The organism is Ornithinimicrobium murale (genome assembly GCF_003352835.1).
Lineage (GTDB): Bacteria > Actinomycetota > Actinomycetes > Actinomycetales > Dermatophilaceae > Ornithinicoccus > Ornithinicoccus muralis.
Map to the genome: position 1 here is coordinate 145,029 of NZ_QLVD01000023.1, position 12,671 is coordinate 157,699.

A 12,671-nucleotide genomic window follows, 5' to 3' on the forward strand; every position below is an offset into this window, starting at 1 on the left:
ACCACCGCGGGCAGGGAGCCGTTGGGACCTGCGGTGGCGATGACACGAGGGACAGAGGCTGAGGCATGAGCAGGGCATCGCGCGCACGGCGTGCAGCGGCCGCAGCTGCCTATGGCGGTGGCGGGGTGGCCGTGGCAGGGCTGGCCGGCTGGGCGTTGCTGCAGGCCGAGGTGCAGGTGGCCAAGCGGGTCATCGGCGACGGCCCGGGCGTCCCTCAGAAGCACGAGGGGACCTATGGCGCGGGTTTCGGTGAGCCCCACCGGATCCTGGTCCTCGGAGACAGCACAGCCGCAGGTGTCGGGGCCAGCCGTCCGGAAGAGGCGATCGGCTCCATCGTCGCGACCGGCGTGGCCGCCCTGACCGGCCGCCCGGTCGAGCTGCGCAATGCCTCCCGCAGTGGCGCCACGTCGCCGCAGCTGCTCGGGCAGCTCGAGCGTGGCCTGCACGACATGCCCGAGCCCGACGTGGTGATCATCATGATCGGCGCCAACGACGTCAAGGAGCGCCTCGACCGAGCCGTGTCGGTCCGCGCGCTGAGCGAGACGGTGACCCGCCTGGTCGACCTGGGCGCCGCCGTCATCGTCGGCACCTGCCCCGATCTCGGCACGGTCCGCCCGATTCCCCAACCCCTGCGGGCCCTCGTGCAGCGCTGGAGCCGTGACCTGGCAGCCGCACAGACCGTGGCCGTGGTCGAGGCCGGCGGCCGCACGGTGTCCACCGGCGACCTGCTCGGCCCGAGCTTCCGGGAGTCCCCGGCGCAGATGTTCAGCGCGGACGGGCTGCACCCGTCCTCGGCCGGCTACGCCCGAGCCGCTGCCGCCCTGCTGCCCAGTGTCGTCGACGGCCTGGGCCTGCGCACCCTGGACACCGACCGCACCCCGGACCACCGTCGGGGTGAGCGGATCGAACCTCTCGCGCAGGCTGCGGAGCGCGCTGTCCTCGATCCCGGCAGCGAGGTCAGCGCCGTCGACGTGGACGGCCGCGCGCGCGGTGATCGCGGCAGATGGGCGCAGCTGCTGCGCCGGCACCGCTCCCCCGCGCAACACCCGGGGGCGACCCACCCCGATACCTCTGAACCCACCGCCCCTGACCAGAACACCCCTCACCAGAACACCCCTGACCAGAACACCCCTGACCAGAACACCCCTGCCCAGAACACCCCTGACCAGAACACCCCTGACCAGAACACCCCTGCCCAGAACACTCCCGAACAGAGCGCCACCGATCAGAGCACCCCTGACATGAAGGGCACCACTGCAGACGCATGGCCCACCACGGCCGGTCGGGACAGCACAGACTGACCGGCCTGTCGGCATACCGGGCCGCCCCTGATTTCGGGCCGCCCCGTGATTTAACGCCGCCGGGTGCCGAGCAGTTAGAGTGAGGGCCGAACAATGGTGTGCCGGGAAGTCTGGTCGGCGTAATCGCAATCGACCCCAGGAGACCGTGTGTCCAACAGCACAGACCAATCACCCGGCCCGCCGGGAACCCACACGACGTTCGGTCGCGGCAGCTATTCCGAGGTCGTCCGGATCGGCAGTCTGCTCCGCCGGGAAACGGTCGGCGGGATGCTCCTGGTCGGAGCGGCCATCGTGGCCATCATCTGGGCCAACTCCCCGTTCTCCGACAGCTACTTCGCGATCCGCGATGTCGAGTTCGGCTACGAGCCGTGGCACCTCAAGCTCAGCATCGGCGCCTGGGCGGCCGATGGTCTCCTGGCGATCTTCTTCTTCATGGTCGGGCTGGAGCTCAAGCGCGAGATCATGATCGGCGACCTGCGGCAGTGGGACCGTGCCCTCGTGCCGGTCGCAGCAGCCTTCGGCGGTGTCGCCATCCCGGCGCTGATCTATCTGGCGATCAACTGGGGCAACTCCGAGGCCATGCAGGGTTGGGCGATCCCGACCGCCACCGACATCGCCTTCGCCGTCGCGGTGCTGGCCATCATCGGCTCGCACCTGCCGCCCGCCCTGCGGATCTTCCTGCTGACACTCGCGGTCGTCGATGACCTGATCGCGATCCTGATCATCGCCTTCGTCTACTCCTCCGGCATCAGCTTCAGCACGCTGCTGTGGTCGCTGATCCCGCTCACGGCCTACGCCCTGCTCGCCCGCCGCCGGCGGCCGCTGTTCCGGGCCGGTCACCTCCCAGCCTGGCTCCTCCTGCTGCCGATCGGCATCGCCTTCTGGGCGCTGATCCACGCCTCCGGCATCCATGCCACGATCGCTGGTGTCGTCCTCGGCTTCACGGTCCCGGCCCGGCTCCGCGCGGATCGGGGCGAGCCGGACTCGGATAGCGACCACGGGTTGGCCGAGCTCTTCGAGCACCGTGTCCGACCGCTGTCCGCCGGCTTCGCGGTGCCGGTGTTCGCCTTCTTCTCGGCGGGCGTCGCGATCGGCGGGATGGAGGGCCTGACCGCTGCACTGAGCTCGACGGTGACGATCGGGATCGTGGCTGGCCTGGTCGTCGGCAAGATCGTCGGCATCACCGGGACGACCTATCTGGTCACCAAGGTGACCCGGTCCAATCTGGACCCGTCCCTGCGCTGGATCGATGTTGCGGGTGTGGCCTCTCTTGCCGGCATCGGCTTCACCGTGTCCCTGCTCGTGGCCGAGCTCAGCTTCGGGAGCGGCACCGACATGGGCGACCACGCCAAGGTCGGCATCTTCCTCGCCTCGCTGCTCGCGGCAATCGTCGGCGCGATCATCCTCTCGTCGCGCAACAAGCACTATGCGGCGCTGGAGGAGCGGGATGCGGTCGACTCCGACGGGGACGGCACACCCGATGTCTATGAGACCTCCGAGGTCGAGCCGCCGCGAGACTGAGGTTGTGGCGGAGGACCACGTCGCCGCACCATCGGATCAGCCCTCGGGCCAGGTTGCTGTCCCCGGGGCCCTCTCCTCCAGCGAGGTGTCTAGGCCCTGGGACCCGCTGCCCCTGAGCGTGGTCGCTGACCTGATGGCGCGCACCGAGCGGCCGTGGCTCATCGCTGGCGGACACGCCATCGACCTGTTTGTCGGTCGCACGACCCGTGAGCACGCCGACATCGACGTGCTGCTGCGCCGAGACCAGCAGGCGGTGCACGAGGTGCTCCCGGGCTGGGAGACGTTTGCCGCAGACCCGCCGGGGCAGCTCCGGCCGTGGCCCGCGGGCGAGATCCTCCCCGACGGCGTGCACGACATCTGGTGCCGCCCGGACCCCGGCTCCCCCTGGCAACTGCAGTTCATGCTCGACGAGGCCGAGGGCGACCTCTGGGTCTCTCGACGCAACGCGCAGGTGCGGCGTCCACTCGGTGAGCTACGGCATACGTCAGCCTCGGGGTTTCCCTATCTCGCACCTGAGGTCCAACTGTTCTACAAGGCCAGGGGACGACGCCCCAAGGACGAGCAGGACCTCGACAGCGCGCTGCCGCTTCTGTCGGGTGAGCAGCGGGACTGGTTGCGGGCCGCCATCGCCCGAACCGCCCCCGACCACCCCTGGCTGGGCCGGCTGCCCTGACGCTCAGCAGCCGACCGGCCCCTGGCCGGGCCGACGACGACGGCGACACCCACCGACCACCCTGGGTCACGGCATACCAGTGTCGTTCCACACGATGGGACCGCCGACGGACTGCGCCGGCCGGCCTCCTAGACTCGACAACACCGACTATCAGGAGGAACCATGCCCGAGGCCGTCATCGTCGCCGCTGCCCGCACCCCGATCGGACGTGCTTTCAAGGGTTCGCTGACCACCGTCCGCCCCGACGACCTCGCCGCCGGCGTGATCCGCGCGGCCCTGGACCAGGTCCCCGAGCTCGACCCGACCACCATCGACGACCTGCACCTGGGTTGCGCCGAGCCGTGGGGTGAGCACGGGCAGAACATGGCGCGGGTCGTGTCCGTCCTGCTCGGCCTGGACAACGTGCCGGGCACCACGATCAACCGGTTCTGTGCCTCCTCCGTCCAGACCACCCGCATGGCGCTGCACGCGATCCGCGCCGGTGAGGGCGACGTCTTCATCAGCGCCGGCGTCGAGGCCGTCTCCCGGTATGCCGAGTTCTCCGGCGCCGGCGGCAGCAAGGAGGAGTGGCAGAACCCGAAGTTCGCCGACGCCATCGCTCGCAGCGCCCAGTTCGCGGAGACCAACCAGACCTGGACCGACCCGCGCGAGGAGGGTCTCCTGCCCGACATCTACCTCGCGATGGGGCAGACCGCCGAGAACGTCGCCACCTCTCGCGGGGTCTCCCGCGCGCGGCAGGACGAGTGGGGCGTGACCAGTCAGAACCGCGCCGAGGCCGCCATCAAGGCTGGGGTCTTCGAGCGGGAGATCGCGCCGGTCACCCTCGCCGACGGCACCGTGGTGAGCACCGACGACGGTCCCCGCGCCGGCGTCACCCTGGAGAAGGTCTCCCAGCTGCAGCCCGTCTTCCGCGAGGACGGCACCGTCACCGCCGGCAACTGCTGCTCCCTCAACGACGGTGCTGCCGCCCTGGTGATCATGAGTGACGCCAAGGCCAAAGAGCTCGGCCTGACGCCGTTGGCTCGGGTCGTGTCCACCGGTGTCTCCGCCCTCTCCCCCGAGGTCATGGGTCTGGGACCGGTCGAGGCCTCCCGACAGGCCCTGGCCCGGGCCGGCATGTCGATCGGCGACATGGACCTGTATGAGATCAACGAGGCCTTCGCCGCTCAGGTGCTGCCCTCGGCCGACGACCTCGGCATGGACTTCGACAAGCTCAACGTGCACGGCGGTGCGATCGCGCTGGGCCACCCCTTCGGCTCCACCGGCGCCCGCATCAGCACCACGCTGATCAACGCTCTCCGCACCCAGGACAAGCAGTTTGGCCTGGAGACCATGTGCGTCGGCGGCGGTCAGGGCATGGCCGTCATCCTCGAGCGGCTCAGCTGACCAGCTGCTGAGAGGACCTGTTCCTCCTCGCGCGTCGCAGGGCGCCGGCACCCCCTTGGGGACCGGCGCCCTGCTGTGTCTCCGGCTCGGTGGGGTGGGGGCTGATGTGCTGCCTGTATGCCGTGAGCTTGCCTCTCCCTGTGTGTCACGTTCCCACCGGGTGACCACGTCCGTCCGTCGGAGGACCGTCAGTGCTGGCCGTGCGCACGTGGCCTGTCGGGACCGCCGCGCGCAGATGGACTGTCGGGACCGCCGCGCGCAGATGACTGTCGGGACCGTCGCGCGCAGATGACTGTCGGGACCGTCGCGCGCAGATGACTGTCGGGACCGCCGCGCGCAGATGGACTGTCAGTGCCCGCTGCCAGAGTGGAACGTGCAAGGAAGAAGCCCGAGCGAGTTCTCCACACACCCTTGCATACGTCGAACATATGTGCTAAGTTGGCCGTATCGACGCAGAGCGGCGGGAAGGGGGCACCGATGGACACCAGGACCTTGCAGGAGCTGATCCGCCAGAGCCTGGCCGTCCCCCCATCGGTGCGCGCCTGGTCCTGGGACCCGCAAACTCCCTCCGATGGAGCCAGAGAGACGGCGGACGCCGCTGGCAACCGTTCAGGGCAGCCATCGGCAGGGCCGGTGTCCGGAGAGTTGTGGCGGGTCTCGTTCAAGGACCTGATCCCGCCAGGCCGCGACTCCACGAGAGTTGACCCGGCTCACCCGACCGAGGCCGGCCCGACTCGTCCCAGGGGGGCCGGCGCGGCCTCCGGTGAGGCTGACACCCCTCAGGCCCCGGGCAAGGCTGACACTCCTCAGGCCACAGATGAGCATGACGCCGATCCGGCGGCAGACAGCACGTCCATCGACCCAGCCGACAGGTTGCGAGCAGCACTTGGTGACCTCGGGGTGCAGGACTTCGTCGTGGAGGCCCTGACCGACACTGCCCTGGCGTGCGCGGTGGTCGCCGCGACCCTGCCGGGCCAGGGCTCTACCGATCACGACGTCGCAGGTTCCGCGACCTCTGACACCGATAGCCGCACCGTCCAGAAGGAGCACGGCCGTCACTCCGACCAGGAGGAGCACGGCCGTCACTCCGGCCAGGAGGAGCGTGAGGAGCGTGCGCAACGACTCGGAGTGGATCGGGGCGATGCTCTTCTCGGTGCGATCGCGACCCTGACCACGACCGCAGGCAAGTTGGACTCGGTCCTCCTCTCGGCAACGTCCGCAGTGACCGCTGACGTCGGGGAGCTCCTGCTCAGCGACAAGGGCTTCGCGTCGCCGGAGGAGCTGTCCAAGACCCAGCGGGAGCTATGGCGCCGGAGGACGAAGAACCTCACTCGCCGAGAGATCTCTGCCGCGACCGGGTGGGGCGAGGGCGAGACCACCGACCTCGTCGCCCTGGCCAACACGCCCCACAGTGTGCTGGCCCATGTGCATGGCAGCCTGCGCTCGGGTGAGAGCACCTGGCGACTGGCTCGCTCGTACTTCCGTTACACCAGCGCTCTGGACGTCTCGGACGCGGCAGCGATCGCCTCCGGCCTGTTCGGCAACGACCCGGCCACCTCCGTCACCGAACGCCTGAACTCCTCCGGCGCCTTTCACGGCCACCCCTGGTGGCACAAGGAGTACTACCGGGCTCTGAACCGTGAGGTCGCGCAGGTCAAGGCCCGCGATCCCGAGGCCACCAAGAAGACCAGAGAAGACAACGTGGCCGGCAACGACGTGCACCTCAACGTTGACGAGCACGGCACCGGTTGCCTGATGATCGGCACCACTGCGACGCAGGGTGCGGCCATGCTCGATCGCATCACCAGGGCCGCCAAAGCGGCCCGCGCGGCCGGCGACCCCCGCACGCAGCGCCAGCTCCGGGTGGCCATTGCCACGGCACTCCTCCTGCACGGAACGCTGGACCTGCCCAGCCTGCCCGATGACCCGGCACTCATCACCGTCGAGCAGTCCGCGGAGCTCAACAAGATCCTGTACGCCCTTCCGACCGCCGAGCTCAACGTCGTCGTCCCTCTCACCACCCTGCTGGGATGCACCCCCGACCGCATCGTGCCCACCGACGCCGATGGCTCCCCGCTTCCGGTCGCCTTCGCCGGCGAGTCAACGCCGAGCGCGGCCACAGGCACCAGCGGATGCACGTGCGCCTGCACCTGCGGCGCAGCCCCACCTCCCGACCCAGGGCCGACAGGTCAAAGCTGTCCAGACCCAGGCGCGACAGGTCACGACCGTCCAGACCCAGGCGCGACAGGTCAAGACCGTCCCGACCCAGAGCGCTCGGGACGTGCGCAACGGCCAACCGGCGAGGTCGGCATCGCGGAGGTAATAGGCGCCCGCAGTGTCTTCCTCACCCCCGACGAAGCCAGGACGCTGGCACTGACTCCCGGCTCGACCCTTTACCGCTTGCTCACTGACCCCGCCACCGGTGCACTCATCGAACGCTCGTCGCGTGCCTACCGATTCGACGGGGCGATGCGGGCGCACATCATCTCGGCGGACGTCTTCTGCCGAGCACCCGGCTGCCTGAGACCGGCCTCCATGGCTCAGATCGACCACGCCCAGGAGCACGGGACCCCCGGCGGACATACCTGCATCGGCAACGGGCACCCCTTGGATGCACCCCATCACGACCTGAAGACCAAGAAGCTCTGGGACGCCGTCCTGCACGCCAACCGCGACGTCACCTGGACCACCCTGCTGGGGCGGATCTACACCACCAAGACGCACGACTACCGCCAGTACACCCGGCTACTGACCGAGGCCACCACCGCCGTGAACGACGCCACCGCCAAGGGCATGGACCCGGCCGAGGCGATCGATCGCCAGATCTATCAGGCCCTCACCTACCGTCCCTCCGGCGGCACGCTCGAGGCACCGGACGATGTCTTCGACAGCGACGAGGAGTTCACGGGCTGGGACCACGTCACCCCCACCCACACCCAGCCGGACGGGAAGCGCTCCTACCACCCGGACCCGCACACCGCCCGGGCCGAGCACGATCGCGTCCACGGCAGCACCCGCAGCACCTCGGACCAGGGCGATGGCCCAGAGCAAGCCGGTGGCCCCGCACAGCCTGATGGCACCGCGCCGGCCGATGGCGCTGAGACACCCTGGGACTCCACCACCGACACCGATCCACCTTTCTGAGGACGTCACACCACCGTCAGTGCCGGACGGGCCTGGCGCGCAGGCCGCCAGCGACGGCCGGGAAGACTTTGAGCCGTTCACGTTCGACCACCTGGAGGAGGTCACACTCGTGCCCGGGAAGGGACTCTGGTAGGAGAACTCTTGGTCCACGAGCGAATCCGTGGACGCCACGGCCTACAGCACCCGGACCTCTCAGCCGATCGCCCGACGCAGTGCCGTGAGTTCGGCCGCCAGCGGGACAGGGTCCAAGCCAGCCTTCCCATGGTCGTAGACCATGACGCGCAACTGGTCCAGCAACACAGCCGGGCCGAGGTCGGGGACGGGACCACTCGGCATACCCTCAGTCGCGGCGACTCTGTCGGCCAGGCTCTGCACGAGCTCTCGCACCTGCGGAGACACAGAGAGCGCGTGGTCCAGCGGCAGCTGCTGCCACCGGCGGACCACGCGCCCCAACTCTGTCCCGATCTCTTCGCGTGCCGCGTCCGGATCGGGGTTGCCCATCTGCGTCAGTCGCTCTGCAGGATCGCGAACAGGCGCAGGAACTCGATGTAGAGCCACACGAGGCTGGCGACGAGCCCGTGGCCCATCAGCCAGGAGTACTTCTCCGGCGCGCCAGCGGTGATGCCGCGGTCGATGGAGTCGAAGTCGACGGCCAGCGAGTAGGAGGCGAGGGCCACACCGAGCAGGGAGACGATGATGCCCAGCGGGCCGCCATAGATGCCCCAGCCGTCACCGAAGCCCAGGAAGCTGGCGCCGATGTTGACCAGCATGAAGACCAGGTAACCCATCGCCATCATGCCGAAGATGCGGCGCGACTTGCTGGTCACCTTGATGAAGCCGACCTTCCAGGCGATGAACATGCCGAGGAAGGTGCCCATGGTCGCGACCACGGCACTGGTGACCACGCCCGGCCACATCGTGTTGAAGGTGACGCTGACCGCTCCGAGGAACAGGCCCTGCAGGACCGCGTGGGCCACGATCAGCGGGACGTTGACCTTCTTCTGGAAGGCGATCGCGAAGCTCAGCCCGAGGGAGCCGAACATGCCGAGCAGCCAGATCGGCATCGCCAGCTCGGGGCTGCCGAAACCGAGCGTCTGCTGCGGGTCGACGAAGAACCATGTCCCGACCGCAAACACCAGAACGATCCCGAACAGGGCCAGCGACTTCATGACCACGTCATCCAGGGTCAACCGGCCGGTCTGCGCCGGCCCGGCGGGCGCCTGCTGGTACATCTGCTCAAGCTGCTCGGGGCTCATCGACTCCGAGGCGCCGGGGTAGCCCATCGGCATCTGCGGCTGACCCTGGGGCGGCCCGTAGCCCTGCGGGGCCCCGTAGCCCTGCTGGGGATGGCCCTGGGGGGCGGCCTGGCCCTGTGGCTGGTTGAAGCCGGCGTACTGCTGGGCTTCCTTGTCAATACGGTTAAAGACAGGGTTGGTCGCCATCTCTGGCCCTCCTCGTTAGCGGCACGTGTGTGTCGTCAGTACATAGTCTAGAGCGAACGAGCCCCGACCATTGTTCCCAGGTGCAACCCCTTGCGCTCCGGGGGCTCTCTCGCGATATCCTGGGATGTCGTTCGGGGACTGTGTAGTTCGCTGAGGAGCTCTAGATGTCGAATCGTGCCCACCTGCGCCTGGTCGGCGCCACGGCTGCGGCCGCTCTGGCCGTCCCGGGACTACTGCTGCCCACGGCGTATGCGGAGGGGCCGGCTCCCGCGATCGACGTCACGTTGGCACCGACTCCCCAGAGTGAGGGCTATCCCCGGCAGAACGAGCTGGTCGAGCCACCGGCGGACCCCGCCGATGCCTCCATCAAGCTGGGACTGACGCCCTACCACGCGATCGCTCCCAAGCTCAACGAGCTGCAGCGCAGCTCACAGCGGGTCAGCGCCGAGGTCATCGGACAGACCGTGACCGGACGTGAGCTCTACCTGGTGACCCTCACCGCGCCGGAGTCCGCTGCCGAGGCCAAGTCGCAGGACCGCATGCGAGACCGGATCCTGCAGCAGCCGGAGCAGGCCGCCAAGGACAAGGGCCTGGCCAAGAAGTACAAGACGCCGATCTTCCTCAACAACAACATCCACGGCAACGAGTGGGAGGGCACCGACGCGGCGCTGCGCCTCATCGAGGACTACGCGACGAGCACCGACCCGGAGGTCGTGGAGACGCTGGAGAGCAGCCGGATCTACGTCGTGGTCACCATGAACCCGGACGGTCGCCACGGCAACAGTCGCGCCAACGCCTCCGGCTTCGACATGAACCGCGACTTCATCACCGCGACCCAGCCTGAGGTGATCGCCATCCGCGATGCTCTCGTGCGCACCCAGCCGCTGGTGATGGTCGACCTGCACGGCTACGTCAACGGGACGCTCATCGAGCCGACCACGCCTCCGCACGGCGAGAACTACGAGTACGACCTGTTCATCAAGCACGCCTACCCCAACGGACTGGGCATGGAGCAGGCGATCCTCGATCTGGGCTACACGCCTGAGGACGACGGCGTGAACCCTCCGCAGATCCCGTTCCGCGACTGGGACGAGGGCTGGGATGACTGGCCCCCGATCTTCACTCCGCAGTACGCCACCTTCCACGGCGCCGTGGCGCACACCGTGGAGTTCCCGATGCGCGTCAACAACTCCTCCTACAACCTGCCCGAGGAGGAGCTGCAGCGCCGTTCCGCGATCAACACCGACATCGCCCATGCTGCGATGACTGCTTCCATCGACTACCTGCAGGAGCAGGGGGAGGAGCTCCTCGCCGACCAGATCGAGATCTTCCGCCGCGGCGTCACGGGCGCCGAGCCGGTCGAGGTCACCGAGGAGTTGTTCCCCGAGATCGGTCCTGAGGACGTCTACCTCACCGAGTACCCCCGTGCCTATGTCATCCCCGCGGGTGACGAGCAGCGCTCCGCCCCGGCCGCAGCGCGCCTGGTCGACCACCTGATCGACAATGGCGTCGAGGTGCGCACCACCAGCGTGCCCGTCACCGTCGACGGCCAGACCTACGAGGCCGGCAGCTATGTGGTGGACATGCACCAGGCCCGTCGTGGCCTGGCCAACACCATCCTCGGACCGGGCACCGACATCAGCGACCGGGTCGACTCGATGTATGACATCTCCGGCTGGAGTCTCGGCCTGCTCTGGGGTGCGGATGTGGCGAGCATTCCGAAGGACGGCAGTATGCCGAGGGCTGGCAAGCCCATCGGGTCCGCCACCCCGACCGGCCAGGTCGAGGGCGACGGCGACCTGCTGCTGCACCTCAACGACCCGGCAGATCTCGCAGCACTGAACCACCTGGCCCGCTCCGCCGTGGGTGTGGAGTGGCTTGCGGACGGCACGGTCCTCGTCCCGGAGGGCGCCGCAGCCGAGGCCGAGGCAGCTGCCAACTCCTTCGGTGTGGCCTTCTCCCCCGCCCCGGACGGCGCGAGTGGCACACCGGTGGAGGAGTTCGTGGTCGCCGCGGCCGCCTCGTCGCAGGAGCGTTGGGCTCTGGGCGAGATGGGATTTGAGGTCCGTGAAGTCAACGCCACCGTGCTGAACGAGGGTTTCGACTACTCCGACGTCGATGCCCTCTACGTCTCAAACTCGTCCATCTCGTGGAGCTCCCTGGACGAGGAGGCCCGCAACGACATGACCAGTTTCCTGAGCGACGGCGGCGGACTCGTCGGCCGTGGCACGCAGGGGGCGCGCCTCAATGAGGACCTCGGACTGCTCGACGTGACCCTCGAGCGGGGCCGCAGCGACGGCAACGGTGTGGTCACGGTCGACAACGCCGACACCGCCATCGGCACCGGGGCGACGCCGCACTCCTTCGTCTACTCCCCCGCCTGGTTCACCGACCTGGGCGAGGACGTCACGGTCGACCAGCGCTACGCCAGTGACGACGTCCTGGTCAGCGGTCACTGGGCCGGCTCGGCCGAGGAGGGTGGACAGGACGCCGCAGCGGGCCAGCCCGTCATCGTCAGTGGCGTCGACGACGACGGTGCGGCGGTGCTGTTCGGCAGCGAGCCGCTGTTCCGGGCCCACCCCAAGGGCCAGTTCCCGCTGGTCGGGCGCGCACTGCTCTGGTCCGCCCTGCAGGACTGACTCGCGTGGCCCGGCCCTCACCACCGGGTGGGGACCTGACCGTCCCGCCAGGGCCCGGGCTGCCGCAGGGCATGGTCATCCCGGCGGGAGAACTCCTTGAGCGGTTCTCGCGCGCCTCCGGACCGGGCGGCCAGGGCGTGAACACCACGGACAGCCGGGTGCAGCTGCTCTTTCGCCCGCCTGCCTCGATCGCGGTCGCCGAACTGCCCGAGGCCGCCCGGGACCGGCTGCTGCGGGGCCTGGAGCCGCACCTTGCTGGGGGCCAGCTGGTCATCGTGGCCTCCGAGCACCGGGCCCAGCGGCAGAACCGTCTCGCCGCCCGGCAGCGCCTGATCGACCTGCTCCGCTCTGCGGCCGCTCCCCCGCCACCGCAGCGGCGTGCCACCCGGCCGACCCGCGGCAGCCAACGGCGACGGCTGGAGGGCAAGCGGCAGCGGTCGCAGATCAAGGCCGCCCGTGGCCGGGTCGCCGGCGACGACACCTGAGGGCGACGACTCCTGAGGGACCGCTGGTTCACCCTGTCAGGGTCCGCGAGACACTGTCGGCACAAGACTGGTCAGGAGGA

General features: G+C 69.1%; 9 protein-coding genes. 7 read left to right on the plus strand and 2 right to left on the minus strand.

Annotated features, from left to right (window positions below):
- The first annotated feature begins 65 nt into the window (after nucleotides 1-65).
- The 5 genes from DPQ65_RS10020 (at nucleotide 66) to DPQ65_RS10045 (ending at nucleotide 8,025) form a co-directional block, all read left to right on the plus strand.
- Nucleotides 66-1,301 (plus strand): SGNH/GDSL hydrolase family protein, encoded by a 1,236-nt coding sequence (locus DPQ65_RS10020; protein ID WP_202863076.1) that lies wholly within the window; start codon nucleotides 66-68, stop codon nucleotides 1,299-1,301.
- Nucleotides 1,302-1,448: 147 nt separating this feature from the next.
- Nucleotides 1,449-2,822, plus strand: a complete 1,374-nt coding sequence (gene nhaA, locus DPQ65_RS10030; RefSeq protein ID WP_114907204.1) for a Na+/H+ antiporter NhaA — start codon at nucleotides 1,449-1,451, stop codon at nucleotides 2,820-2,822.
- Nucleotides 2,823-2,826: 4 nt separating this feature from the next.
- Nucleotides 2,827-3,495: a nucleotidyltransferase domain-containing protein gene (locus DPQ65_RS10035; protein ID WP_202863077.1), complete on the plus strand. Its 669-nt coding sequence runs from the start codon at nucleotides 2,827-2,829 to the stop codon at nucleotides 3,493-3,495.
- Nucleotides 3,496-3,657: 162 nt separating this feature from the next.
- On the plus strand, nucleotides 3,658-4,881 hold the full coding sequence (locus DPQ65_RS10040) for an acetyl-CoA C-acetyltransferase (protein ID WP_114907205.1): 1,224 nt from the start codon (nucleotides 3,658-3,660) through the stop codon (nucleotides 4,879-4,881).
- Between the two features lie 477 nt (nucleotides 4,882-5,358).
- On the plus strand, nucleotides 5,359-8,025 hold the full coding sequence (locus DPQ65_RS10045; RefSeq protein WP_114907206.1) for an HNH endonuclease signature motif containing protein: 2,667 nt from the start codon (nucleotides 5,359-5,361) through the stop codon (nucleotides 8,023-8,025).
- A gap of 192 nt (nucleotides 8,026-8,217) precedes the next feature.
- Here DPQ65_RS10045 and DPQ65_RS10050 read toward each other — a convergent pair whose 3' ends face one another.
- Together DPQ65_RS10050 and DPQ65_RS10055 are read right to left on the minus strand one after the other, a co-directional pair.
- A complete protein-coding gene (locus DPQ65_RS10050) occupies nucleotides 8,218-8,526 on the minus strand; it encodes a hypothetical protein (RefSeq protein ID WP_114907207.1) in 309 nt (102 codons plus the stop codon).
- Between the two features lie 5 nt (nucleotides 8,527-8,531).
- Nucleotides 8,532-9,467, minus strand: coding sequence for a Bax inhibitor-1/YccA family protein (locus DPQ65_RS10055; protein ID WP_114907208.1), 936 nt, complete (start codon nucleotides 9,465-9,467; stop codon nucleotides 8,532-8,534).
- A gap of 164 nt (nucleotides 9,468-9,631) precedes the next feature.
- Here DPQ65_RS10055 and DPQ65_RS10060 point away from each other — a divergent pair, with 164 nt between their 5' ends.
- Entirely contained in the window at nucleotides 9,632-12,106 is a 2,475-nt protein-coding gene (locus DPQ65_RS10060) for a M14 family zinc carboxypeptidase (RefSeq protein ID WP_114907209.1), read from the plus strand.
- Between the two features lie 71 nt (nucleotides 12,107-12,177).
- Entirely contained in the window at nucleotides 12,178-12,591 is a 414-nt protein-coding gene (gene arfB / locus DPQ65_RS10065) for an alternative ribosome rescue aminoacyl-tRNA hydrolase ArfB (protein ID WP_114907487.1), read from the plus strand.
- Nucleotides 12,592-12,671: the final 80 nt, after the last annotated feature.